19 protein-coding genes and 1 tRNA gene are annotated in these 23,997 nt (G+C 70.8%); 11 read left to right on the forward strand and 9 right to left on the reverse strand.

Annotation, left to right across the window (positions count from 1 at the left end; genetic code table 11):
- Positions 1 to 211: 211 nt before the first annotated feature.
- Entirely contained in the window at positions 212 to 5,143 is a 4,932-nt protein-coding gene (locus tag HZZ10_RS04160; protein ID WP_218928422.1) for an ExeM/NucH family extracellular endonuclease, read from the forward strand.
- Between the two features lie 330 nt (positions 5,144 to 5,473).
- Here HZZ10_RS04160 and HZZ10_RS04165 read toward each other — a convergent pair whose 3' ends face one another.
- The 3 genes from HZZ10_RS04165 to HZZ10_RS04175 all read right to left on the reverse strand — a co-directional run bounded on the left by HZZ10_RS04165 (position 5,474) and on the right by HZZ10_RS04175 (position 8,136).
- Positions 5,474 to 6,478: an inorganic phosphate transporter gene (locus HZZ10_RS04165; protein WP_056127680.1), complete on the reverse strand. Its 1,005-nt coding sequence runs from the start codon at positions 6,476 to 6,478 to the stop codon at positions 5,474 to 5,476.
- Between the two features lie 5 nt (positions 6,479 to 6,483).
- Positions 6,484 to 7,104, reverse strand: coding sequence for a DUF47 domain-containing protein (locus HZZ10_RS04170; protein ID WP_056127677.1), 621 nt, complete (start codon positions 7,102 to 7,104; stop codon positions 6,484 to 6,486).
- Positions 7,105 to 7,536: 432 nt separating this feature from the next.
- Entirely contained in the window at positions 7,537 to 8,136 is a 600-nt protein-coding gene (locus HZZ10_RS04175) for a hypothetical protein (RefSeq protein WP_056130483.1), read from the reverse strand.
- 282 nt (positions 8,137 to 8,418) lie between these two features.
- Here HZZ10_RS04175 and HZZ10_RS04180 point away from each other — a divergent pair, with 282 nt between their 5' ends.
- Complete coding sequence (locus tag HZZ10_RS04180) at positions 8,419 to 9,903, forward strand: sugar porter family MFS transporter (RefSeq protein WP_056127675.1); 1,485 nt, start codon at positions 8,419 to 8,421, stop codon at positions 9,901 to 9,903.
- Positions 9,904 to 10,100: 197 nt separating this feature from the next.
- Here the strand turns inward: HZZ10_RS04180 and HZZ10_RS04185 are convergent, their stop codons facing one another.
- The gene (locus tag HZZ10_RS04185) at positions 10,101 to 11,381 is read right to left on the reverse strand and encodes a hypothetical protein (RefSeq protein ID WP_179912524.1); all 1,281 of its coding nucleotides are present in this window, start codon (positions 11,379 to 11,381) and stop codon (positions 10,101 to 10,103) included.
- 331 nt (positions 11,382 to 11,712) lie between these two features.
- Here HZZ10_RS04185 and HZZ10_RS04190 point away from each other — a divergent pair, with 331 nt between their 5' ends.
- Both HZZ10_RS04190 and HZZ10_RS04195 read left to right on the forward strand, forming a co-directional pair.
- Positions 11,713 to 12,210 (forward strand): MarR family winged helix-turn-helix transcriptional regulator, encoded by a 498-nt coding sequence (locus tag HZZ10_RS04190; RefSeq protein ID WP_228087026.1) that lies wholly within the window; start codon positions 11,713 to 11,715, stop codon positions 12,208 to 12,210.
- Positions 12,207 to 13,949 (forward strand): MDR family MFS transporter, encoded by a 1,743-nt coding sequence (locus tag HZZ10_RS04195; RefSeq protein ID WP_179912525.1) that lies wholly within the window; start codon positions 12,207 to 12,209, stop codon positions 13,947 to 13,949. The genes HZZ10_RS04190 and HZZ10_RS04195 overlap by 4 nt, the downstream gene beginning before the upstream one ends.
- A 220-nt stretch (positions 13,950 to 14,169) precedes the next feature.
- Here HZZ10_RS04195 and msrB read toward each other — a convergent pair whose 3' ends face one another.
- Positions 14,170 to 14,577 (reverse strand): peptide-methionine (R)-S-oxide reductase MsrB, encoded by a 408-nt coding sequence (gene msrB, locus HZZ10_RS04200; RefSeq protein ID WP_179912526.1) that lies wholly within the window; start codon positions 14,575 to 14,577, stop codon positions 14,170 to 14,172.
- A 213-nt stretch (positions 14,578 to 14,790) separates the two neighbouring features.
- Positions 14,791 to 16,284 (reverse strand): DEAD/DEAH box helicase, encoded by a 1,494-nt coding sequence (locus tag HZZ10_RS04205; RefSeq protein ID WP_056130480.1) that lies wholly within the window; start codon positions 16,282 to 16,284, stop codon positions 14,791 to 14,793.
- Positions 16,285 to 16,618: 334 nt separating this feature from the next.
- Here HZZ10_RS04205 and HZZ10_RS04210 point away from each other — a divergent pair, with 334 nt between their 5' ends.
- A complete protein-coding gene (locus tag HZZ10_RS04210) occupies positions 16,619 to 17,350 on the forward strand; it encodes a M50 family metallopeptidase (RefSeq protein ID WP_179912527.1) in 732 nt (243 codons plus the stop codon).
- Positions 17,351 to 17,547: 197 nt separating this feature from the next.
- On the opposite strand, the gene HZZ10_RS04215 is transcribed toward HZZ10_RS04210, so the two are convergent.
- Positions 17,548 to 17,832 carry a hypothetical protein gene (locus tag HZZ10_RS04215; protein ID WP_056127647.1) on the reverse strand — a complete coding sequence of 95 codons (285 nt, stop codon included), beginning with the start codon at positions 17,830 to 17,832 and terminating at the stop codon, positions 17,548 to 17,550.
- A 371-nt stretch (positions 17,833 to 18,203) separates the two neighbouring features.
- Here HZZ10_RS04215 and HZZ10_RS04220 point away from each other — a divergent pair.
- Positions 18,204 to 18,276: transfer RNA gene (locus HZZ10_RS04220), tRNA-Lys, on the forward strand.
- 92 nt (positions 18,277 to 18,368) lie between these two features.
- Here the strand turns inward: HZZ10_RS04220 and HZZ10_RS04225 are convergent.
- Positions 18,369 to 19,256 (reverse strand): Ltp family lipoprotein, encoded by an 888-nt coding sequence (locus HZZ10_RS04225; protein ID WP_179912528.1) that lies wholly within the window; start codon positions 19,254 to 19,256, stop codon positions 18,369 to 18,371.
- Between the two features lie 159 nt (positions 19,257 to 19,415).
- Between HZZ10_RS04225 and HZZ10_RS04230 the strand changes: the two genes are divergently transcribed.
- From HZZ10_RS04230 to HZZ10_RS04240, 3 genes are all read left to right on the forward strand, one after another.
- The gene (locus tag HZZ10_RS04230) at positions 19,416 to 19,793 is read left to right on the forward strand and encodes a PadR family transcriptional regulator (protein ID WP_056127645.1); all 378 of its coding nucleotides are present in this window, start codon (positions 19,416 to 19,418) and stop codon (positions 19,791 to 19,793) included.
- Positions 19,790 to 20,506: an HAAS signaling domain-containing protein gene (locus HZZ10_RS04235; protein WP_179912529.1), complete on the forward strand. Its 717-nt coding sequence runs from the start codon at positions 19,790 to 19,792 to the stop codon at positions 20,504 to 20,506. Before HZZ10_RS04230 ends, HZZ10_RS04235 begins: the two co-directional genes overlap by 4 nt.
- Before the next feature lie 129 nt (positions 20,507 to 20,635).
- Positions 20,636 to 20,908, forward strand: coding sequence for a DUF7882 family protein (locus HZZ10_RS04240; protein ID WP_056127638.1), 273 nt, complete (start codon positions 20,636 to 20,638; stop codon positions 20,906 to 20,908).
- A 96-nt stretch (positions 20,909 to 21,004) separates the two neighbouring features.
- On the opposite strand, the gene HZZ10_RS04245 is transcribed toward HZZ10_RS04240, so the two are convergent.
- Entirely contained in the window at positions 21,005 to 22,369 is a 1,365-nt protein-coding gene (locus HZZ10_RS04245; protein ID WP_179912530.1) for an MFS transporter, read from the reverse strand.
- A 116-nt stretch (positions 22,370 to 22,485) separates the two neighbouring features.
- On the opposite strand from HZZ10_RS04245, the gene HZZ10_RS04250 reads away from it, so the two are divergent.
- Together HZZ10_RS04250 and HZZ10_RS04255 are read left to right on the forward strand one after the other, a co-directional pair.
- A complete protein-coding gene (locus HZZ10_RS04250; protein WP_179912531.1) occupies positions 22,486 to 23,289 on the forward strand; it encodes a hypothetical protein in 804 nt (267 codons plus the stop codon).
- The gene (locus tag HZZ10_RS04255; RefSeq protein WP_179912532.1) at positions 23,286 to 23,972 is read left to right on the forward strand and encodes a DUF4166 domain-containing protein; all 687 of its coding nucleotides are present in this window, start codon (positions 23,286 to 23,288) and stop codon (positions 23,970 to 23,972) included. Before HZZ10_RS04250 ends, HZZ10_RS04255 begins: the two co-directional genes overlap by 4 nt.
- Positions 23,973 to 23,997: the final 25 nt, after the last annotated feature.

Genomic DNA, 23,997 nt, shown 5'->3' on the forward strand with positions numbered 1-23,997 from the left:
CGAAAGCACCATCTTCCGGAACTGAGAAACACCTGACAGGGTGAACTCTGGTCCGGACGCGCGTCCAGGACGGCGTCATCTCGCCGTAGAGCCGGACCTGCGGCCGCACCCCCCGGAGTTCACCCGGAAGAAACCTCATGGTCACGATCCGGTGTTCGCGGTCTGGTCGCATAGACGCACCATCCAGGTCCCGCGAAGAGAACGGCTCCACATGCGATCACGACACCTGGCCGGGGGTGCGGCACTCGCCGTCGCCCTCGGTACCACGCCGCTGCTGGCGACACCCAGCCAAGCAGCCGTGGACATCTCCGCCAAGGTCATCATCGACGAGGTCTACGGCGGCGGCGGCAACGGCGCCGCCACGCTGAAGAACGACTTCGTCGAGCTGTACAACCCCGGCTCCGTCGCCGTCCCGCTGGACGGGATGAGCATCAAGTACGCCTCCGCGGCCAAAGGCTTCTCGGCGGGCTCCGGCTCCGTGGCACTCTCCGGCTCGATCGCTCCGGGCAAGACCTATCTCGTGCAGCTGGCCGGGGGTACGAGCGGCACTGGCCTCCCGACCCCCGATGCCTCCGGGACCCTCGACCTCAGCGGGTCGAATGGGACCGTGGCGCTCGTCGCTGGTCCGGAGCCGCTCGTCTGCGAGCCAGCCGCTTGCGCCACCAGCCCGGCAGTCGTCGATCTCGTCGGCTACGGCTCGGCCGTGACCTTCGCCGGCCTCGCTGCGGCCCCCGCCGGCAGCTCGGCAAGCTCGCTCTCCCGGACCGGGCACGCCCACACCACCGCCAACGGTGCTGACTTCGTCGCCAGTGCGCCGACACCCGTCAACTCTCTGGACGAGGTCCCCGCCGCGCCCGAGCCCCCCGCGCCCCCGGTCGACGCCGGGACCCTGCGCATCTCGGAGATCCAGGGCACCGGCGCCACGACCCCCGTCGCCGACCAGACCGTCACCACGACGGGCTGGGTGACCGCGGCCTACCCGACCGGCGGCTACAACGGCTTCGTCATCCAGGAGTCCGACACCGGAGCCACCTGCCCGGCCGAGGGCACGGCCTCCCCGGCCGTCTTCGTCTACACCGGCGCAGCGCCGACGGTCGCCGTCGGCGACTACGTCGAGGTCACCGGGGTCGCCGGTGAGTTCAACGGGCTCACCCAGATCGCCACGCCGACTGTCGTCCCCGGCACCGCGACCGGATCCGCCCCCGTCGCAGCGTCCTGCGCGTGGCCCGCGACCGAGACCGGCCGCGAGGCCCTCGAGTCGGTGCTCGTCCTCCCGAAGGGCGACTTCACGGTCACCAACTCCTACTCCACGCACCAGTACGGAGAGGTCGGCCTGGCGACGGGAAACTCCCCTCTGCGCCAGTCGACGGACATCGCCGCCTTCGGGACACCTGAGCAGCAGGCCGTCGTCGCCGACAACGCAGCCCGCGGTGTCGTGCTCGACGACGGTGCGTCGTGGGACTACCTGAAGGCTCCGAACAACGCGAGCGTCCCGCCGTACGTCACCGCCGACGGTGCAGTCCGCGTCGGCACGTCGGTCGAGTTCACCGACCCCGTGGTCGTCGACTTCAGGAACAACACCTGGAAGCTCAACCCCACCAGCCAGGTGACCCCGGCCGACACCGCCGCGTACCCCGTGTCCTTCTCCGGCACCCGTCCGGCAGCCCCCGACACCGCAGCCGTCGGCGCCGCCGACGTGACCGTCGCGTCCTTCAACGTGCTCAACTACTTCACCACCACGGGTGCCTCGGTGACCGGGTGCACGTCGTACAAGGACCGTGAGGGCAACCCCGTCACGACAGACACCTGCCCGGGCAACGGCCCGCGCGGTGCGTGGGACGAGCAGAACCTCGAGCGCCAGCAGGCGAAGATCGTCGAGGCGATCACCACCCTCGACGCCGACGTCGTCGGCCTCATGGAGATCGAGAACTCGGCAGCACTGGACGAGACGCCCGACGAGGCGCTCAAGACCCTGGTCGCCGCGCTCAACACGAAGGCCGGCGAAGACCGCTGGGCCTACGTCGCCTCCCCCGCCGACCTGCCCGCCACGAGCGACCAGGACGTCATCTCGACGGCGATCATCTACCAGCCCGCAGCCGTGAACCCCGTCGGCAGCTCCCACGCCCTCGGCAGCCTCAGCGGTGCCGGGCAGACCTTCGACAACGCCCGCGAGCCCATCGGTCAGGCCTTCGAGCCCGCCGCGGGCGGCGAGCCGTTCTTCGTCGTCGCGAACCACTTCAAGTCCAAGTCGGCCGGCAGCGCCTCGGGCGCCGAGAAGGACCTGGGTCAGGGCGCCTGGAACGCAGCCCGCACCGAGCAGGCCAAGGCACTCTCCACCTGGATCGACGAGACCGCGCTCCCCGCAGTCTCGACCGAAGTGGGCACCCCCGTCGAGGACGTCCTCCTCGTCGGGGACTTCAACGCCTACACCTTCGAAGACCCGCTCCAGCACCTCTACGGAGCCGGGTACCAGGACGCGACCCGCCTCGAGGGCCGCGGCGAGTTCACGTACTCCTTCCAGGGGCTCAACGGCTCCCTCGACCACGTGCTCCTCAACGCCTCGGCCGCCGAGCGCTTCACGGGCTCTGACGTCTGGGACATCAACGCCCCCGAGTCCATCGCGCTCGAGTACTCCCGCGTCAACGCCACCGCAGGCGACTTCTACACGGCAGACGCCTACAGGTCCTCCGACCACGACCCCGTGATCGTCGGCCTGTCCGCCGAGGCCGCCGCGGCCGACACCACAACACTCACGCTGCTCAACATCAACGACTTCCACGGGCGCATCGGCCCGACGAGCAACGGCGCGACCGTCGCCTTCGCGGGGACCGTCGAAGAGCAGCGCGCGCTGGCGGGCGAGGACAGCACCCTGTTCCTCTCCGCGGGCGACAACATCGGAGCCTCGCTCTTCACCTCCGGCATCCAGAAGGACCAGCCGACCATCGACGTGCTCAACACGCTCGGCCTCGCGGCGAGCGCGGTCGGCAACCACGAGTTCGACAAGGGCTTCGACGACCTCACCGGCCGCGTGTCTGACGCGCTCGACGCGCCCTACCTCGGTGCGAACGTCTACACCAAGGGCACGACCACCCCGGCGCTCGACGAGTACGAGATCGTCGAGGTCGACGGTCTGCAGGTCGCCGTCATCGGTGTCGTCACGGAGGAGACACCTGCGCTCGTCACTCCCACGGGGATCGCCGGCCTCGAGTTCGGCGACCCGGTCGAGGCCGTCAACCGGGTGACAGCCCAGCTGACGGACGGCGACCCGCTCAACGGTGAGGCCGACATCATCGTGGCCGAGTTCCACGAGGGGGCAGGCGCGGGGATCCCCGACGGCTCGACCCTCGAGGAGGAGGTCGCCCACGGCGGGGCCTTCGCCGACATCGTCACGACCACGTCCCCCGACGTGGACGTGATCTTCACGGGCCACACCCACAAGCAGTACGCGTGGCAGGCACCGGTCCTGGGCGCGACCGACGGCTCGACCCGACCGGTCCTCCAGACCGGCTCGTACGGAGAGTTCCTCGGCAAGGTCACCCTCGACGTCGACCTCGCCACGGGCGACGTCATCGCGTCCGACGCTGTCAACGTGCCTCGCACGACGACACCTGAGGACGAGCTCGTCGCGACGTTCCCCAGGGTCGCCGAGGTCAAGACGATCGTCGACGAGGCCGTCGCCTACGCCGACAAGATCGGCTCCGAGCCTGTCGGGTCGGTGTCCGCCGACGTCACCACGGCCTTCTCGGGCGGCACCGTCGTCGACGGCGTCTACACGGGCGGTACCAGCGGTGACCGCTCCGAGGCGTCGACGATGGGCACCGTGGTCGGCAACGCCCTGCGGGACAGCCTGTCCACGCTCCCGGCGGCGCCCGACTTCGGGGTCGTCAACCCCGGTGGTCTGCGCGCCGACCTCCTGTACGGCGCCGACGGCGTCGTCACCTTCGCCGAGGCCCTCGCGGTGCTCCCCTACTCGAACGACCTGACGATCGTCACCCTCACCGGCGAGCAGGTCGTCACGATGCTCGAGCAGCAGTGGCAGCGCGGCGCCGACGGGTCTGTCCCCTCACGCCCGTACCTCCAGCTCGGGCTGTCGGACAACGTCACCTACACGTACGAGTCCGTGCCCGACCCGGCCGACGCGACCCGCACCGTCGGGAAGATCAGCTCGGTGACGATCGACGGCGAGCCGATCGACCTCGCTGCGGACTACCGCATCGGGACGTTCTCGTTCCTCGCCGCCGGCGGAGACAACTTCAGGGTCTTCTCCGAGGCCTCCGCGACGATCAACACGGGCCTGCTCGACTGGGAGGGCTGGGTCCAGTACCTCGAGGACTCCTCGCCCGTCGCGCCGAGCTACGCCCGCACAGGCGTCCAGGTCACCGGTGTCGAGCTCGAGGCCGGCGCGAGCCTGCCGCTCGAGGCCGGTACGACCACCTCGGTCACGCTCAGCCGTGCGGACCTGCACAGCCTCGGATCCCCGGTCAACACGACGGTGTCCGCGGACCTCGACGGCACTGCTGTCGGGTCCAGCACCTTCACCGACGGCAGCACGACGGTCGAGGTGGCGGTCCCGGCCGACGCGACGAACGGCGCGCAGCTGCTCACCCTGACGGCCGCCCCGAGCGGCACGACGGTCGTCCTCCCGGCCGAGGTGACCGGTGGGGTCACCCCGCCGACCACGCCACCGACCGACCCCGAGACTCCGACCCTGACGCTCTCGGCCTCCGAGGTCGCCGCGGGCGGTTCGGTCTCCGCCACGGTCACCGGCGGGACGCCTGGCGCCTCGACCGAGGTCTGGCTCAACTCTGAGCCCGTCCTGCTCGGCACCCTCGCGCTCGACGCCGACGGCGCGGGCACGCTCACGGTGACCATCCCGGCCGCGACGCCTCTCGGGGAGCACACGGTTCGCGTGCTCGGCGAGGGCATCGACGTGAGCGCTGCGCTCACGGTCCTCGCGGCCGACGGGACGCCCGGGGCAGGTGCACCCGGAGCGGGTGCTCCTGGCGCCGGCGGTCCCGGGTCGACCACCCCGGGCAGCGGGCTGGCCCTCACCGGTGGCGACGTCGCGGGTCTGCTGCTCGTCGCAGCCCTCGCTCTGGCCGGCGGTGCGGTCCTCCTGGTCCGCAGGCGCCGCACGGCCTGAGCCGCACAGCACCACAGCACCACAGCACCACAGCACCACAGCACCACAGCACCACAGCACCACAGCAGGATCGGGGCCCGTCGCACACAGCGGCGGGCCCCGTCTGCGTCTCGGACCTCAGCGTCGGTCCAGGCCTGGGTCGAGGGCCCGCTCGTCGTGTCCACCCGGTACCGGACCGGGTCACGTCGCACGGTCGTGGTCTCCCGGGATCAGTCCCGGCCGGGCAGACGTCCCGCTCACGCTCCTCCCCCGGAGACGTCGCAGACGCACGACGCCCGCCAGGTCTGCCTGGCGGGCGTCGCGCGGTGCTGGGGTCTTCGACGGTGCTGGTCAGCCGAGGATCGGGTGCAGGATCCAGTACATGATCGCGGCCACGAGCGCGGCTGCGGGGATCGTGAGGACCCAGGCGATCCCGATGTTCTTGGCGACCCCCCAGCGGACGGCGGAGAGACGCTTGGTCGCGCCGACACCCATGATCGCCGAGGTGATCGTGTGGGTCGTGGACACGGGCGCGTGCAGCACGAAGGCGTTGACGTAGAGCACCACGGCCGAGACCGACTCGGCGACGAAGCCGCGGGCGGGGTCCAGCTCGATGATCTTGCGACCGAGGGTGCGCATGATGCGCCAGCCGCCGGAGTACGTGCCGAGGGAGATCGCAGCGGCGGCGGCCAGCTTGACCCACAGCGGGATGCCGTCCTCCGCGCTCGCGAAGCCGACGGTCAGCAGAGCCATGTAGATGACACCCATGGTCTTCTGCGCGTCCTGGAGACCGTGGCCGAGGGCCATCGCCGCGGCCGAGGCCGTCTGCGCGATGCGGAACCGACGGTTCGTCTTGCTCGGCGAGGCGCGGCGGAAGAGCCACAGCACGGCGACCATCACGAAGAACGCGAGGCCGAAGCCGATGAGCGGCGAGAAGATCATCGGCAGGACGACCTTGTCGACGATCGCGCTGCCGTAGATGCCGAGCCCACCCGCGAGACCTGCTCCGACGAGTCCGCCGATGAGCGCGTGGGTCGACGACGACGGGAGACCGAACCACCAGGTGATGAGGTTCCAGGTGATCGCGCCGACCAGGGCGCAGAGGATGACGACGAGCGCCGTATGGTCAGCCGCCCCGTCGAGGTTGACGATCGACTTCGCGATCGTCTCGGCCACCTCGGTGCCGAGCAGCGCACCGGCGAAGTTCATCACCGCGGCCATGATGAGCGCGGCACGAGGGGTCAGCGCGCGGGTCGAGACCGAGGTCGCGATCGCGTTGGCCGCATCGTGGAATCCATTGGTGTAGTCGAAGCTGAGAGCGAGCGCGACGACGACAACTACGAGCGCGACCTCCACCGGAGTCAGGACTCCTTGAGGGCGATGGTCTCGACCATGTTCGCCACGGTCTCGAACGCATCGGCTGCGGCCTCGAGGGTCTCGACGACCTCTTTGAGCTTCATCAGCTGGATGGGGTCGGCGATCTCGTCGAACATCTGCGCGAGGAGCTTGCGGTGGATCTTGTCCGCCTGGTTCTCGAGGCTGTTGACCTCGACCCAGTAGTCCGTGAGGTCACCCATCGAGCGCAGGTGCGGCATGGCGTCGGCGGTCAGCTCGGCGCAGCGCTGGAGCACCTGGATCTGGTCGGAGACACGGGCGGGGAGCTCGTCGAGCTTGTAGAGCACGATGAGGTCGCCGGCCTCCTCCATGTAGTCCATGCAGTCGTCGAGCGCCGACGCGAGCCCCGAGATGTCGTCCCTGTCGAAGGGCGTCACGAAGGTCGAGTTGAGCCGACGCATGATCGAGTGCGTCGCGTCGTCCGCGGCGTGCTCGACGTCGGACAGCTTCTTGGCGATCACCTTGCGGCCCGGCCGGTCTGCCCCGAGCAGCTCGCTCAGCAGGTTCGCGCCGGTGACGAGGTGGCTCGCAGAGTCGGCGAGGAGATCGAAGAACGAGGTATCGCGCGGGGTGAGGCGCAGGCGCACAGCAGGCTCCGTTGGGGGGAAGCGACGTTAACTGACAGTGAGTGACGACAGTGCAGCAACTTGGTGAGATCGACTGATCGTCCCCAGCGTAGGGCAGCAGTTTGGTGAACTCACAACTCCGAGGGTGTCACACGACCATACTCACGGTGAACGCACAGGTCACCGTCTGACCTGATGAGACGAAGGTCCCACTTCTTCGTGGGCCAGGGCCAGCGGCCACCCCGTGGGCCTGGGCCTCGGGAGCCGACGAGCGCCGTTGCTCGGAGGGCCGTCATGACCGTGCCGTGGGTGGGGTGGGGACTGCGATGAGAGCTTCGAGGACGCCGGACCACGTAGCGCCTGACGGCGCGAAGGCCGCTCGTAGCGGCTTGTGTTGGAGCCCGGGGCCACAGTGGCCCGGCGTCGAGAACAAGCCTACGCGCCCTCGCGCGATCATTCGAGTCGGTCGGCCCGCCACATCGTCGCGGCCTGCTCGAGCTCTTCTGCGGTGCGCGTCAGCGACGCCGCACCACGGGTCAGGCGGGTGCCCCGGTCGCTGTCGACGCGGTCGACAGCGTCGGCGTCGAAGGCCGCGCCGACCGCCAAGATCCGGCAGAACGCCGCGGCTCGCTCGAGGGCGACGGCCAGGTCCCCCGTGAAGACGCCCGACAGCACGGCGTCGGCGGCGGTCCGCACGTCGTCGGGTCCGGGTGGGCTCACGACGCCCGCGACGACCTCGTGGACCGGCGCCGCGTCGACGCCCAGCCTGTATCGCTCCGCGACGGTCGAGGGGTCGCGACGGACCCACTCGCGCAGGACGTAGAGACGCCAGAGCGCGCCGGGGAGCGTGTCCGCGGGGCTGTCCGCCCACAGTGCCGCGACGACGTCGAGCCCTTCGTCCTCGACCAGGCGCACGAGACGCGCGACGACCTCCGGGTCTTCCTTGGCCCGCGCCTGGTGCACGATCGCGGCCGCCGTGGTGTGGGCGATCTCACCCCGGACCGTGGGGTCGACCGACCCGGGGATCTCCTCGGCGGCGCGTGGGTCGAGCATCGCGGGGCGCCGTGGCTGCGGGCGCCCGCCGGTCGGTCGGGTCGAATCGGTCATCTACCCAGTCTGGTCCTCCCGCGGGCCTGCCGCCAACCGCGTGCGAGCACCGCGAGCGGTCCTTGCGCCACCCAGGTCGACGTGACGATCGACTCACCTCGCCGACCCCATGATTCTCTGCTCGCGCCGATATCGTCTCCCGTCGTTACAGTGAAGAAGACCCGGAGGTCCTGTGGCCGCGACGCGAGCGCCGCCGGCCGCCGCGACCACGAACCAGCGGAGGCAGCGATGACCACGTCGTCAGGGAAAGAGCAGGCAGGCGGGAGCGAGGTCGCTCCCGACAGCCCGGAGACCAGAGCCGCGCACCGCAAGGCGATCACCCTCGCGGTGTCCGCCGCAGTCGGAGGGTTCCTCTTCGGCTTCGACAGCTCCGTCATCAACGGAGCCGTCGACGCGATCGAGAAGGACTTCGAGCTGAGCTCGACGCTCGTCGGGTTCTCCGTCGCCGTCGCACTCCTCGGGTGCGCGCTCGGAGCCTGGTACGCCGGGCGTCTCGCGGACCGCTGGGGGCGTCCGCGGGTCATGCTCGTCGGCGCGATCATGTTCCTCGTCTCCGCCGTCGGCTGTGGTTTTGCCTTCGCCGTGTGGGACCTCATCCTCTGGCGGGTGGTCGGTGGCATCGGCATCGGCATCGCCTCGGTCGTGACCCCGGCGTACATCGCCGAGATCTCCCCGACGGCGATCCGCGGCCGCCTGGCCTCGCTCCAGCAGCTCGCCATCACCATCGGCATCTTCGCGGCGCTGCTCTCCGACCAGCTCTTCGCCGAGACCGCCGGCCCCGTCGGCGACGGCGACCCGATCGCCCTCGGTGCGAGCCTCTTCGGCCTCGACGCGTGGCGCTGGATGTTCCTCATCGCGATCGTGCCGGCAGCCGTCTACGCCTGGGTCGCGCTCACGGTCCCCGAGTCGCCCCGCTACCTCATCGGCAAGGGCAAGATCGACGAGGCCCGCGCCGTGCTGCGCTCGGTCCTCGGCCCTGTCGACCTCGACGCCAAGGTCGACGCCATCGAGGCGTCGGTCGTGCGCGACGCGAAGCTCGAGAAGCAGGCGTCGCTCAAGGGTCCGCGCTTCGGCCTGCTGCCCATCGTCTGGGTCGGCATCCTGCTGTCGGTGTTCCAGCAGCTCGTCGGCATCAACGTGATCTTCTACTACTCCACGACGCTGTGGCGCTCGGTCGGCTTCGACGACTCCCAGTCCTTCACGGTCTCGACGATCACCGCCGTGACGAACGTGGTCGTGACCTTCATCGCGATCGCGCTGGTCGACAAGATCGGCCGCAAGCCGCTGCTCCTCGCCGGCTCGGCCGGCATGACGGTCTCGCTCGTGATGATGGCCATCGCCTTCACCCAGTCGAGCGGCTCGGGCGACGACGTCACGCTCGCCGGTTCCTGGGGCACCATCGCGCTCATCGCGGCGAACGTCTTCGTGGTCTCCTTCGGTGCCTCGTGGGGTCCCGTCGTGTGGGTCCTGCTCGGCGAGATGTTCCCCAACCGCATCCGCGCCTCGGCCCTCGCGATCGCCGCAGCGGCGCAGTGGATCGCGAACTTCGCGATCACGGTCAGCTTCCCGCCGCTGTCGGAGAACCTCGGTCTGCCCTTCACCTACGGCATGTACGGCACCTTCGCGCTGCTGTCCTTCGTGTTCGTCCTGGCCAAGGTCAAGGAGACCCGCAACCGCGACCTCGAGGACATGGAAGACGACGTCAAGGTCTGACGACCACCACCGCGCTCGGCACGCCCGCGCGCAGCACGCCCGCGCGCAGCACGCCCGCGCGCAGCAGACCAGGTCTTCACACAGCACGTCTGCACGCAGCGCGTCTGCACACAGCACAGCGGCCCGGTTCCTCGCGAGAGGACCGGGCCGCTGTGCTGTGCTGCGCAGTGCTGTGCTGTGCTGTGTACAGCCTCTGTCTAACGGACGACCGCGAGCGGGTTCGCGCCGAGGGCCGCGAGGATCGCCCAGGCGGTCGAGCCCGTGTGCAGCGAGGCGTAGACGAGGTCGCCGAAGCCCGAGTCGAGGTCGTCCGAGGACGCCGAGGGGATGCCGAGCCCGTCCGCGTGGGGTGACGAGGCCTGCGCGACCCACACCGAGTCGAGGAGCGCCGCCGCCCGGGCGAGGTCGCCGGAGGCGTCGCCCGTCTCGGTCGCACGGACCGTGAGGGCCGCAGCGAGGTGCGCCGTGCCCTCGAGCCACACCTTGTCGGTGCTCGCGACGTGGCACACGGTCACGCCGTGGACGTCGCCGTCGTGCGCGGCCAGGTGCTCGGCCGCCCAGTCGAGGGACCCCGCATAGGCGGGGTCACGCAGCGCGAGGTACGTCCAGGTCTGCGCGTCCTCGGCGATCGGGTGAACGTTCGGGGTCACCCCGTCGTCGATCGTCCCGACGAGGAAGTAGCCCTCCTCAGGGCGCCAGAGCGACTCGACGAAGGTCCGCGCGTCGGCGGCGCGGTCGGCCCACTCCTGGTCCGCGGTGACGCGGGCGAGAGCACTGAAGAAGGCGTAGCAGTCGGTGTTGTGCTCGGTCGAGCGCCAGGACAGCACGCGTCCGTCTTCGCCGCGCCCTCCCGAGAAGGCCGGCAGACCGCGGTCGTCGAAGGACGTCACGACGACGGCCCGGGCGAGCGTCAGGGCGGCGACCAGGAACCTGTCGTCGTCGACGGTCGCGTGCAGGGCGAGCAGCGCGATGCCGACCCAGGCCTGGTTGCCCGTCGTGGCGGCGTGGGAGGCGATCTGCGGTCGGCCCGCGTCGTCGACCGACACGCTCGCGATGTAGGAGTTGCGGATCCGCCCGGCGAGCTCGGGGTCGCTCTCCTGGAGCGACACGAGGACGTCGCCGATGGTCGTGGCGCGCTGGACGTCGTCGGCCGTCCCGCGGGCCAGGTAGGCCAGGACGACGAGCGCGCAGTCGTAGGAGAACGCGACGTCGAAGCCGATGGACTCGAGGTAGCCGCGCGAATAGCTGCGGGGCAGCGCTCGGCTGGCGACGGGTGCCGGGGCGCCGGGGAGCACGGGCGGGGCGAGCGGCACGAGGCCGTCGAGGAAGGCGAAGGCCGCGTCGACCCCCGGGGAGGGCGCGGCGACCTCGGGGTTGCCGGCGGCTGCTGACTCAGTCCTGAGCACGTTGACGACCCAGGGCGTGGCTGCTGCGAGCGCTGCGAACTGGAGCACCGTCCGTCGTTCGATCCGTGCCATGTGTCTCTCCTGAGCTGCGCGCGGGCCGAGGTCGTCGTCCGCGCGCTCCTGCGGCTGTGGTGTGCATCGACGACCTATCGACAGCGCTCCGGCCGGCATGAGGTCCGAGGCGGCGGGAGGGCGGGTGGATTCTCACCTTCACCCGCCTGTCCTCGCAGGTCAGCGGGTTGTGCGGAAGATACCGCAGCCCTCGCCGCAACGCGCGGCGAGAGGGCACCTCGCCGCGGCACGACCGTCTCGGGGAGGCCCGCGGGCGGTGCGGCGGATCACACAGCAACTACTTGCATTCTGCAAGCAACGACTTAGGATGGAAGAGTTCCAAGGAGACGACATGATCGACAGCCATGCGGTGCAGGACATGCTCCGCGCACTCGACGAGTTCGGCCGCGCCCAGCGTGAGATCGGCGCCCGCCTCGCACGCTCGATGGACCTGCCCCGCGCAGGCATCGGCATCCTGCGCTACCTGTACGCGACCGCCGAGCCTGTCTCGGTCGGCTGCGCAGCGCAGCATCTGCGGGTGGACCTCTCGGTCGCGAGCCGCCAGGTGAGCGCCCTCGTCGATGCCGGGCTCGTGCGCCGCACGGTCGACGACGGTGACCGCCGGTCACGCTCGATCGAGCTGACCGACCTCGGCCACGCACGCGTCGACGAGCTCAAGGAGCACATCACCGTGCTCATGACCGACATGTTCGCCGACTGGGAACCCCACGAGCTGTCCGCAGCGACGGACCACATGGCGGCGCTCGCCCGCACGATCGCCGACCACCACAACGAGCTACCTGCCTCGCTGCAGGTCAAAGAGACGTTTGACGCAAAGGAACCCGTATGAGCAAGACCACCGAGACAGCCGGCTCAGCGCCGGTGACGACCGGGGACGAGCACGTCCCCGGCGAACCCCAGCAGATGACCCACCGCCAGGTGCTCGAGGCCCTCTCCGGGATCCTCCTGGGCATGTTCGTGTCGATCCTCGCCACCTCCGTGGTGTCGTCGTCGCTGCCCGTGATCCTCGCGGACCTCAAGGGCACGCAGACCGCCTTCACCTGGGTGGTCACCGCGACGCTGCTCACCACCACCATCAGCACCCCGATCTGGGGCAAGCTGGCCGACCTGGTCAACCGCAAGACGCTGATCCAGATCGCCCTCGTCATCACCGTGATCTCGGCCGCCCTCGCCGGTGCGTCGCAGAGCTCGGGCACCCTGATCCTCTTCCGCGCCTTCCAGGGCATCGGGGCCGGTGGTCTCACAGCCCTCGCGACCGTGCTCATCGCGGACATCATCTCCCCGCGCGAGCGCGGCAAGTACATGGGCCTCATGGGCGCCATCATGGCCGTCGGCATGGTCGGCGGACCGCTCCTCGGCGGTGCGCTCACGGACAGCGTCGGATGGCGCTGGAACTTCTTCGTCGGCATCCCCTTCGCGATCGCCGCGATCATCACGCTGCAGCGCACGCTCAAGCTCCCGCCGATGCCCAAGGTCCGCGTCCGCCTCGACTACTGGGGCGCGTTCCTGCTCTCCGTCGGGATCTCCGGGCTGCTGCTCTGGGTCACCTTCGCGGGCGACCAGTTCGCGTGGGGCTCCTGGCAGTCGGTCGCGATGGCCGCCGGCTCGGTCCTCGTGCTCGTCCTCGCCGTCTGGGTCGAGAGCCGCGTCGAGGCCCCGATCATCCCGCTCAGCCTGTTCCGCAACCGCACGGTCGTCCTCGCAGTGATCGGCAGCGCCGCGGTAGGTATCGCGCTCTTCGGCACCTCGGTGTTCCTCAGCCAGTACATGCAGGTGGCCCGCGGCAAGTCCGCGACGGTCTCCGGCCTGCTGACCATCCCGATGATCGCCGGGCAGTTCATCGCCTCGACGGGGATCGGCACGCTCATCACCCGCACCGGTCGCTACAAGCGCTTCATGCTGGTCGGCGCCGTCTCGCTGACCGTGGGCCTCGCCCTCATGGGCACGATCGACTACCACACCAACATGGCGCTCATCGGGGTCTACCTGTTCGTCGTCGGTGTCGGCATGGGCATGCTCATGCAGAACCTGGTGCTCGCCGCGCAGAACACCCTCTCCCCCAAGGAGATGGGCACAGGGACGGCGACCATCGCGTTCTTCAGGACCCTCGGTGGTGCGATGGGTGTCGCAGTTCTCGGCGCGATCCTCGGGTCGCGGATCACGACAGACGTCACCGCCGGGCTGCGCAGCCTGGGCGTCGAGGGCGGCGGGCTCAGCGGCGGGACCATCCCCGACGTGAGCACGCTGCCGGCCCCGGTCCGTGATGTGGTCGAGAAGGCCTACGGCGCCGGTGTCGCGGAGATCTTCCTCATCGCCGCCCCGCTCGCGCTCATCGCGCTCATCGCGGTGATCCTGCTCAAGGAGATCCCGCTCGGCACCAAGTCCGGTGTCCAGCAGCGCCTCGAAGAGCTGGGGCACGACGCCGCCGACACCGCAGGTGCGGTCCGCAGCGACGACGACCTCACGGCCGAGGAGGCCGAGGTCCGCGCGGCTCAGGGCACGTCAGCGGACAAGGGCTCGGAGGAGTCGCTGTCAGACGCTGCCACAGGTCGGGCTCCCCGGGCCTGACGGCTGGGTAGCTGCAGCGCCAGCAGGTCGCACGCACGACAGAGGCCGGGTCACCCCTCAGGGGTGGCCCGGCCTTCGTCGTGCCCCGTGCGTCGCGCGCGAGGTCCTGTCGCGAGCGAGGCTCCATCGCGCGAGGTCCCGACGCGCGCGAGGCCCGGACCGTGACGGTCCGGGCCTCGTGGGGTGATGCTGCCGGGTCTCGTACACCCGGCGTGCTCGATCAGCTGGCGGTCGAGTCCTCGAAGGTCAGCGAGATCGAGTTCATGCAGAACCGCTCCCCCGTCGGGGTCTGCGGCGCGTCGTCGAAGACGTGCCCCAGGTGCGAGCCGCAGCGGGCGCAGCGCACCTCGGTGCGGACCATCCCGAGGGTGCGGTCTTCGATGAGCTCCACGGCGTCGGACTCCTTCGGCTCGAAGAAGCTCGGCCATCCGCAGTGCGCGTCGAACTTGCTGTCCGAGCGGAACAGCTCAGCGCTGCAGGCGCGACAGCGGAACACACCTTCGCGGTTCTCGTGCAGCAGCTCGCCTGTACCCGGGCGCTCGGTACCGGCCTGGCGCAGCACCTGGTACTCCTCGGGGCTGAGCTCGTCACGCCACTGCTGGTCGGTCTTGGTCACTTCATAGGACATGGGTCCACCTCCGCAGGGATCAACTGACTGTCAGCCTGCGGCATTCCCCGGGCGTGCGCGACCCGGGCCATCAGCCGCGACCACGACGAGCGACCGAAGGCGTCCAGCCGTCACGAGACGTCTGACGTCCTCGCCCGCAGGAGAGACAGAACGAGGCCCGCCGGTATCACCGACGGGCCTCGTGCTGGTACTGCTCAGGCTGGGTAGCTCTCGTCAGCCCTGCGCGCGACGGCGTCCGCGGGACGCGCCCGTGCGGGCGCGACCGCCACCGGCCGAGTCGGCCGAGGAGGACTGGCCGCCCCCGCCTGTCGACGAGCGACGCTGCGAGCCGCCACCGGCGGCCGGCGTGCTGGTCGAGTACGTCGTGACGCCGCGGGAACCACCGCTGCGCGCGCCGCCCGAGGCACCACGGCCACCACCGGCAGCGCCGCGCGAGCTGCTGCGGCCCTCGCCGGACGCCGAGGCACCCGAACCTGCTGCGCCGCCACGACCGGAACGGCTGCGGCCGCCCCCGCCGCTCTGGCGCTGCTGCGGCTGCTGGACGACGACGGGCGCGGGGGTCACGTAGTCGGCGACCTCACCGATAAGGTCGGTCACGACAGCGTCGCCGGGGGCGACCTTGCGGGGCTGGGCGTTGATCTTCGCCTGGCGCGTGAGGTCGCGGACGTCGCCGCGCTGCTCGGGGAGCATGATCGTCACGACGTCGCCGCCCGACCCGGCTCGGGCCGTGCGGCCCGAGCGGTGGGTGTACGCCTTGTGCTCCGCGGGCGGGTCCACGTGGACGACGAGGCTGACCTCGTCGACGTGGATGCCACGTGCTGCGATGTCGGTCGCGACGAGCACCTTGACGGTGCCGCTCGAGAACGCCTCGAGGTTGCGCTCGCGCGCCCCCTGGCCGAGGTTGCCGTGCAGGTCGACCGCGGGGATGCCGTCGGCCGTGAGCTGCTTGGCGAGCTTCTTCGCCTGGTGCTTGGTGCGCGTGAAGAGCACGCGCTTGTCGACGCCCGAGGCGAGCTCGCGGATGACGTCACGCTTCGCGGCGGCGTCGGCCACCTCGAAGATGTGGTGGCTCATGGTCGAGACGTGCGAGTCGGCGCTGTCGACCGAGTGGCTCGTGGGGGCATCCATGTAGCGCTTGACCAGCTGGTCCACGCCGTTGTCGAGCGTCGCGGAGAACAGCAGACGCTGCCCCTTGGCGGGCGTGCGGTCCATGATGCGCTTGACGCCGGGGAGGAAGCCGAGGTCGGCCATGTGGTCGGCCTCGTCGAGCACGGTGATCTCGACGTCGTCGAGGGACAGCAGGCCCTGACCGAGGAGGTCCTCGAGGCGCCCGGGGCAGGCGATGACGATGTCGACGCCGCCCTGGAGGGCTGTCACCTGACGGCTCTGCGCGACGCCACCGAAGATGGTGGTCGTCTTGAGGCCGAGCATCTTGGCGAGCGGCTCCATGGTCGCGTTGATCTGGTTGGCCAGCTCACGCGTCGGGCACAGCACGAGGCCGCGCGGGCGGGCCGGCTTGCGACGCCCGCCGTCAGCGGCGAGGCGCGTGACGGTCGGGAGGGAGAAGGCGAGGGTCTTGCCCGAGCCCGTCCGGCCACGGCCGAGGACGTCGCGTCCCTGGAGGGTGTCGCCCAGGGTGGCCGACTGGATCGGGAAGGGCGCCGCGATGCCGTTGTCGGCGAGGTAGCTGATGAGCTGCGTCGGCAGCGCGAAGTCGTCGAAGGACGTCGCGAGCGGAGCTGCGGGGGCTGCCGGGGCAGCGGGGGTGCTGGGAGCCGCGGTGGTCGGTGCACCGGCCGGTCGTGAAGACTGGCCAGACCGGTTCCGGTTGCGGGAGGATGCGGGCGCGCCGGAGCGCTGGGAGTTCGTCAAGGGTTGCCTTATCTCTTGGCGCCGTCGGGCTGTTCCCTCGACGCTCGGTGCGCGTGATGTCGCGCTGCCTCCTCGTATTCTCTCACGGGGAGACTGTGGACTGTCTGGAGATCGTGTGATGTGACGAGCGACTCGCCGCTCTCACAGTGCGCTGTGGTCCAATGCTCGGGTGTCATACCTCTCCGAGATCTGGTCCCGCGCGACCGAGCAGCTGCCCGCTCCCGACCAGTGGGTCGTGTGGGCCACCGCCGCTGTCGCGCTCGTCGTCGTGTGCTTCCGCCCGACCTGGCGGGTGTCCCGCCACGTCGTGACCATCGCCCACGAGGGTGCTCACGCCGTCGCCGCGCTGATCACCGGACGCCGCCTGAGCGGGATCCGGCTGCACTCCGACACCTCGGGGCTGACCCTCTCCTACGGCAAGCCGCGCGGCTTCGGCATGATCCTCACGGCGCTCGCCGGGTACATCGGCCCCGGGCTCGTCGGTCTCGGTGCTGCCTTCATGCTCCGCCAGGGCTACGGCGTCGGGCTGCTGTGGCTGCTCATCGTGGTGCTCGCCCTAATGCTGCTGCAGATCCGCAACTGGTTCGGGCTGCTGTCAATCCTGGTGAGCGCCGTGGTGCTCGTCGCCGTCTCGTGGTTCGCGAGCACCGAGTGGCAGACGGCCGTCGCCTACCTGGTCACGTGGTTCTTGCTGATCGGCGCGCCCAGGCCTGTCATCGAGCTCCAGGCCTCGCGGCGACGCGGCAAGGCCCGGACCTCCGACGCCGACATGCTCGCCGGGCTCACGCCGTTCCCCGGGCTGTTCTGGGTCGGGGTGTTCATGGTCGTCACGGTCGGGGCACTCGTGCTCGGGTCCTGGTGGATCGGGCTGTGGTCGATCGAGGACCTGCCGCGGTTCTGAGATCCTTGCGGGATCCTCGGCCGGGGCTCGACGTGCAGCGGAACAGCCGTGAGCAGTGAGGCGTGAGCCCCTGCGCGCCGCACCGGTTATGCTCCCCAGACGCGACGATGCCCCGGTCGCCGTCCCAGGGGGGTGGGCGACGACCGGGGCACCTGGCGTCGACTGGTCGAGACCGGCCGACGCGGCTCAGCTCAGGATCACGCCTGCTGCGGGGTGAGGCTGAAGGCCGTCGACGCGCCGTTGGGCTCGGCGTCGAGGCTGAGGTCTGCGAGGACCGTCGAGGTGACCTTCTCCACGAACACGTGGGTGGTCCCGAGGTCGATGACCTCGTCCTCGGTCTTGGCCTCGGTCACGAGGGCCAGGTCGAAGTCGCCGGGCGTCCCGTCCGCAGCGGCGATCCGAAGACCTCCGTCGGCGGGCAGCTCGGCCTGGGTAGCGAGGTCGACGACGGCCTGTCGGGCGTTGTCAGTCAGAGTCAGCATGCTGGTCTCCTAGGATCTTGCCGGGCACTCCGGGGTTGTCGCGGCGCAGGGATGGCGCACCGTTCGACGACCCCTCGTGGAGTCTTTCGGACCACTCCACCGAATCAAGCCTGGCGACGGCACGCAACCCGGGGCGGCCCCGCCTCGGGCCCACCGGGCTCTGTCGGGCACCTCTCAGCCCCGGCATCCTGGGCCTGGCGCAGAGTTGTGAAACTTCTGCACCCGATCCACCCCTCAGGACCCGGTTCGCCCCCAGAGCACCCGACCGCGTAATCTGTCGCTGGCGCGTCTCTCCGGTCGACGCCGACCAGCACTCCGCCCGCAGCCACCTGCCCAGGCGTGCCGGACGGCACGGCAGCCAGGCACGCCGAGGGCCTCTAGCTCAGTTGGCAGAGCATCGGACTTTTAATCCGCGGGTCGTGGGTTCGAGCCCCACGGGGCCCACCGTGCACCACCCGCCACACCCTTCGACCGGAGCCCCTGACCTCGCCGAGGTCAGGGGCTCCGGTGCTTCTCAGACCGAGCAGCGAGCCGTCTCAGTACCCGACCGCGGTCGCGCCGTGCTCCGCCTCGGCGACGCTGAACCCCTCGAAGACGAGCTGGTCGATGAGCCCCTGCCGCGAGAAGGTGCTGAAGTCGAGGTAGGACTGCGCCTTCTCGGCTGCCTGCGCGTTCCAGTCCGGTGCGATCGAGTCGACGGCGAAGGTCGCGTCCTCGGTCGAGAAGCCTTCGAACTCGAGCTGCCCGATGAGCCCCGTGCGCGAGAACGCGCTGAAGTCCAGATAGCTCTCGGCGGAGCCGATGGCGTTCTGCTGAGAGAGCGAGGCTGCCGGGGGTGCCTCGGGAGCCGGAGGCGCCTCGGCCACAGGCGGCGCGGCGGGCTCTTCCACCGCGGGCTCTTCGGCTGCGGGCGCCTCGGTCTCGGCCGGGGCCTGTGTCTCGACGGGCTCGGCCGCGGCCTCCTCGGCTGCGGTCTCGAGCTCGCTGACCCGGGCCTCGGCCTTCTCGAGGTCTGCCTTGAGCGCGTCGACCTCGTCCGACGCCGTCGCGGTGGCAGACGGCTCGGCGGACGCGTCGGGCGTCGACGACCCGCTGCTCCCGATCCCCACGCCGACGAGCAGCGCGACGACGCCGACGATCGTCGGGACGAGCCACGCACGCCGCTTCTTCGCAGGTCCCGGGGCTGGAGCGCCCGGTCCGCCCCACGCCCCAGGTGCCCCAGGCCCGGCGGATGCCTGTCCGGGCAGACCCGGTCCGGGTGCGCCGGGCCCTGGAGCACCTGACCAGTGCGTTCCGGGGCCGCCCGGACCCACAGGGATCGCCTGGGTTCCCTGCGCCCCTGAGACGACCGGAGCGGCCTGTGGACGAGGCGGGGTCCAGCCACCGGGCGGCGGCGGCGGGACTGGCTGGTCGGGTGTGCTCATGATCGTTCCGTCCCCCTGCGTCCGGTGATGATCTCCGGAGCGTAGACCCGTTGCACGCCGCTGCAGCCGGGACCAGAGGGCGAACTTCGGCGTCCACGAACGATCGCCATCACGAACTTCACCCTGCCTGCACGTGCCTCAACCAGTACAGTGCGTCGCATGGTACCCGGCCAGGCGCAGGCGCTCGCGAACCTCCGGCGAGGGGTCGTCGAGCACTGCATCCTCGCGTCGCTGCGGTCGGGCGAGAGATACGGCTTCGACATCGCACGCGAGCTCGAGGGGACCCTGCTCGCGAGCGCAGGGACGCTCTACCCCCTGCTCTCACGCTTGCGGAAGAACGGGCTGGTCGCGTCGTCGTGGCAAGAGTCGACCGAAGGACCACCCCGCCGCTACTACAGCCTGACCGCCGACGGTGAAGAGGCCCTGCAGGCCTTCGAGTCGGCCTGGGGCCCGTTCCGCGACGCCGTGGACGCGGCGCTGTCCGACCACCCGTCGTCCGACCACCCGATGCCCCACCAGCCGGAGGAACCGTCATGAGCATGGGACAGCACGACCCCGGGGCGCAGCACGGCTCCGCAGCCTGGCTCGGGGCGCACGCCGAGCGCTATCTCGCGGAGGTGGATGCCGCGCTGCTCGCGCGCGGCGTCCAGGACCGCACCGAGATCGTCGCAGGGATGCGTGAGCACCTCCGCGAGGCGACGCACGGCGCGATGCCGGGAGACGGCGCGGCCCTGCGCGACGCGCTCCGCCGGATGGGCGACCCGCAGGCGATCGGGGAGGCCGCGGCCGACGACGCCGACCCGTCAGGCGCGCAGGCCGTGGCACCGACGGCGGACGACCACGTCGTCGCGCCGGGCAGCCGGTGGGTCGAGTCGTGGGTCCCGTCCGTCGCGCTCGGCCTGCTGATGGTCGGCGGTCTGCTCGTCGGGCTCGTGCTGCCTGTCGTCCTCGTCATCGCCGGCGCGGTCCTGCTCTGGGGCTCGGCGCTGTGGACCGTCCAGGAGAAGGCTCTCGCGAGCGCCTCCTCCCTCGCCCCAGGGCTCGCCCTCTGGTTCGTTCTCGGCTTCTCCGGGGTCGAGGAGTGCTCCACGCAGTCGACGGGCGTCGACGTCCAGACCGTCTGCTCGTCGAGCGGTGGGGGCGGGGCCGTCATGACGGCTGTCGTCTTCGTCGTCGCGATCGCCGGGGTGGTCGGCTCGGGCGTCCTGTGGCAGCGCGGGATGGGTCGGGCAGCGGCGGCGACCGCCTAGGCCTGATGAGGGGGAACGTTCGCGCCTCCCCGTCCGCCGACCTCCTCATTCGCCCGCCCGTCCTGCCGATAGGACGGGTGAGCGCGACGGGGCCCCGCCGTGCCCTGCGGCGACACTGGAGTGCGATCGATGGGAACCCTGAAGTACGGAGACGACTCCTACGCGGTCGCAGACAAAGACCTCGCCGGGCTCCAGCTCGCGACGGTCGAGGCCTTCCAGCACCGGCAGGGATTCTTCGTCGAGCTCCAAGGACTGCAGAACACCGTGACGCTGTCCTTCAGCCCCGGCGTCCCGATCACGTTCCGGATCGACACCTCCGACCCGATCCACAGCGGCGCCGACGTCGTCGCAGGCTGGGTGCGCCAGGCCGGCAAGGGCGGGACCGTCGAGATCCCGATCTGACCTGGCGTCGATCAGGACCGGTCCGCACCCTGTCAGGCTCGGCCAGCCGCGCCCCACGCACGAATCACAGGCCGGCCGAGCCGAGGCGCAGCCGCCTCAGACCTCCGCCCGGTAGACCCGCTGCCATGGCCCCTCCCGCTCAGGCGCCAACCACCGGGTGAGCCCGAGCGCGCCCGCGAGCGCCACGACCCCGAGCACCACACCGGCCCCGGCGAGGGACACCACGGCGGTCAGCCCGCTGAGGGCGAGCGGCCCGGCGGCGCCGCCGGTCTCCCCGAGGACGTTCCACACCCCGAGGAAGGTCGCCCTGTCGGCGACGGGGGCGGCGTCGGCGCCGAGGGTCTTGACCACCCCTGAGCCGATGCCGCTGCCGATGCCGAGCAGCACCGCCCCTCCGACGATCCCGGCCAGCCCGTCGACGGCGCCGAGCGCACCCATGAGGATCAGCCCGACCCCCATGACACCCGAGCAGGACACGGCGACGACGCGTCGTCCGTACCGGTCCATGGTGACGCCGGCCGGGTAGAAGAGCAGCAGCTCGGCGGCTGCGGCAGCCGCGACGACGAGGGACGTGGTGTGCGGGTCGGCGCCGGCCTCGGAGAGCGCGAGGGGCACGAGCACCGGTCGCAGAGACCGCGCGAGGTTGATGATCACGACACCGATCCCGACGGTCGCCAGGACCGATGCGTGGGCACGGATCACAGAGCGCGCCGAGGCAGGACGGGCAGTGGCAGGGTGCGAACCGGCTCGAGACGAGGCCGGGTGCGCGGAGCTGGCGGGCGACGAGCCGGGCCCGTCGGCGCCGGCTGGGCGCGCCCGCACCGGACCGGCCGACACGTCGCCCGCACCGCCTGCTGGAGACCCGCCCACCGACCTGCGCGCCACGTGACGCACCTCAGGCTCGCGCACCACGAGCACCGTGACGGCTGCGAGCAGCGCGGACGCGCTCGCGACCACAAAACCCCCGGCGAGCCCGAACCAGACCTGGAGCGCCGCACCGGCCAACGGCCCCACGACGAGCCCGACGCGGCTGGCCCCGCCGAGGAGCGACATGGCGCGTGCCCTGTAAGCGACGGGGACGACGTCCATCGTGTAGGACTGCCGGGCGACAGCGAAGGCCGCAGAGGCGACCCCACCCGAGAACCCGACGACCGCGAGCGCTGCGGGCGTACCAGCCGCGACCGCGCTCGCCCAGACCACCGTCGAGACGAGGCTCGCGACGACCAGCACGCGCCGCTCGCCGAAGCGGACGGTGAGCTGCCCGGCGGGGATCGACCCTGTGAGCTGCCCGAGCCCGACCGTCGCGACGACGAGCGCTGCGAGCGAGAGAGACGCACCGCCCTCGATCGCGCTGAGCCCGAGGACGACCATCGCCGCACCCTCTCCCCCGAAGACCAGGGCCGTCGGGACGAGGACGGGCCAGACGATGGGGCGCAGCCAGCCCTGCGTCGCGCTGCTCACTGCACCAGCCTCCAAAGTATCTTGACGTCAAGATAAACCTAGACCCGGTGGTCCCGCTCGTCCACAGGGGCACTCTCCCCATTCCCGCCTGGAGCGGGGGTGGCTAGGGTCGGCGCATGGGCAGAGGGATCTACGTCGAGGCGCGTGTCGCCGCACCGATGGACCGCCTCTGGCACGCGACCCAGGACCCCGACGCGCACGCCTCGTGGGACCTGCGCTTCTCGTCGATCACCCACCTGCCCACCCCCGAGGGCGAACCACGACGCTTCCGCTACGACAACCGCACGGTGCCCTTCTCGCCCATGACAGGGGTCGGCATCTCGCGCGGAGAGCGGCACAGGCCCGACGGGTCGTGCACGTCGGCGCTGCGCTTCTCGGCGGACTCCCGCCTCTCACCCATCGCGTCCGGAGACGGCTACTGGCGCTATGTCCCCGACGGGGCCGAGATCAGGTTCTTGACAGGGTACGACTACGTCCCCGGCTGGCAGGGGCCGACGCTCGACCGAGTCCTGGTGCGTCCGCTGATCGGGTGGATGACCGCCTGGAGCTTCGACAGGCTGCGGCTGTGGCTCGACCACGGGATCCCACCTGCGACATCCCTGCGGCGCACCGTCACCCTGTGGGCGGCCAGGCTCGCACTGACGGCAGCGGCCCTCGCCGCCGTCCCGCTCCTTCTCCTGTCCCCCGCCGTCGCGGCCGCCCTGGCCCTCGTGGCGCTCGTCGTGCCGTCCCCGGTCCTCGTGCCCAGGGCCAGGAGATGCCTCCGCCGGCCGCCGGCCGGCACGCGCCCCACGACGCCGAAGATCGCGCGCGACGTCGACGAGGCCGCGCTGGACCGGGCTCGCGGGCAGGCCCAAGACCTCACCTCTGAGTCACCCGCGCCAGTCTCACCACCGGTCCCCCAGGAGCACATCCCATGACCACCTCCGTCTTCGCCCAGGCGCTCGGCAGCGACGTCGAGCGCCTCCACCCGCAGATGCGCCGACGCTTCGGGCTCACCCCCGACGGCGAGAACGCCTGCGTCGGCCGCGGGGTGATGGACTCCGTGTGGCGCGGGCCTCTCGTCACCGTCCCGTTCTTGTGGTTCGGTGCCTGGCGCAACATCCTCGTCCCCCGCACGGGGAAGGGCATCCCCTTCACCATCGAGAACTACTGCTACGTCGACGGCCTCGGACGCGACACCACGACCTTCGTGCGGACCTTCGAGTTCCCCAGGCACCGACGCAGCCGCTTCGACGCGACGATGGTCTACGACCCTGCGTCCGGCCGGGTGCTCGACTATCTCGGCACGCACCAGCACCTGGCGGTCGACCTCGACCTCGAGGTCGACGAGCGCGGCGGTCTGCTGCTGCGCTCCGGCGCGCAGCGCTTCTACGAGGGCCCTGTAGGTTTCTCGTTCCCGATGGCCGCCTCGGGGACCGCCGAGCTCCACGAGTACTACGACGACCAGACCGAGCGGTTCCGGATCGACCTCTCGGTGTCGAACCCTGTCATGGGACCGATCTTCGGCTACCGGGGCTCCTTCACCTGCGACTTCTCGACGATCCCCGCCGCGTCCGTCCCGGCGTCCGCGAAGCCGCTGCGCGAAGAGGCCCGCGGCTGACAAGCCCGCGGCTGACAGGCCGGTC

Source organism: Sanguibacter inulinus (assembly GCF_013415325.1).
GTDB lineage: Bacteria > Actinomycetota > Actinomycetes > Actinomycetales > Cellulomonadaceae > Sanguibacter > Sanguibacter inulinus.

Excerpts from the sequence above, each read along its gene's own strand:
- HZZ10_RS04160 (WP_218928422.1), top strand. The coding sequence starts at position 212 with ATGCGATCACGACACCTGGCCGGGGGTGCGGCACTCGCCGTCGCCCTC.
- HZZ10_RS04175 (WP_056130483.1), bottom strand. The coding sequence starts at position 8,136 with ATGCTCGACCCACGCGCCGCCGAGGAGATCCCCGGGTCGGTCGACCCC.
- HZZ10_RS04180 (WP_056127675.1), top strand. The coding sequence starts at position 8,419 with ATGACCACGTCGTCAGGGAAAGAGCAGGCAGGCGGGAGCGAGGTCGCT.
- HZZ10_RS04185 (WP_179912524.1), bottom strand. The coding sequence starts at position 11,381 with ATGGCACGGATCGAACGACGGACGGTGCTCCAGTTCGCAGCGCTCGCA.
- HZZ10_RS04190 (WP_228087026.1), top strand. The coding sequence starts at position 11,713 with ATGATCGACAGCCATGCGGTGCAGGACATGCTCCGCGCACTCGACGAG.
- HZZ10_RS04195 (WP_179912525.1), top strand. The coding sequence starts at position 12,207 with ATGAGCAAGACCACCGAGACAGCCGGCTCAGCGCCGGTGACGACCGGG.
- msrB (WP_179912526.1), bottom strand. The coding sequence starts at position 14,577 with ATGTCCTATGAAGTGACCAAGACCGACCAGCAGTGGCGTGACGAGCTC.
- HZZ10_RS04215 (WP_056127647.1), bottom strand. The coding sequence starts at position 17,832 with ATGCTGACTCTGACTGACAACGCCCGACAGGCCGTCGTCGACCTCGCT.
- HZZ10_RS04225 (WP_179912528.1), bottom strand. The coding sequence starts at position 19,256 with ATGAGCACACCCGACCAGCCAGTCCCGCCGCCGCCGCCCGGTGGCTGG.
- HZZ10_RS04230 (WP_056127645.1), top strand. The coding sequence starts at position 19,416 with ATGGTACCCGGCCAGGCGCAGGCGCTCGCGAACCTCCGGCGAGGGGTC.
- HZZ10_RS04235 (WP_179912529.1), top strand. The coding sequence starts at position 19,790 with ATGAGCATGGGACAGCACGACCCCGGGGCGCAGCACGGCTCCGCAGCC.
- HZZ10_RS04240 (WP_056127638.1), top strand. The coding sequence starts at position 20,636 with ATGGGAACCCTGAAGTACGGAGACGACTCCTACGCGGTCGCAGACAAA.
- HZZ10_RS04250 (WP_179912531.1), top strand. The coding sequence starts at position 22,486 with ATGGGCAGAGGGATCTACGTCGAGGCGCGTGTCGCCGCACCGATGGAC.
- HZZ10_RS04255 (WP_179912532.1), top strand. The coding sequence starts at position 23,286 with ATGACCACCTCCGTCTTCGCCCAGGCGCTCGGCAGCGACGTCGAGCGC.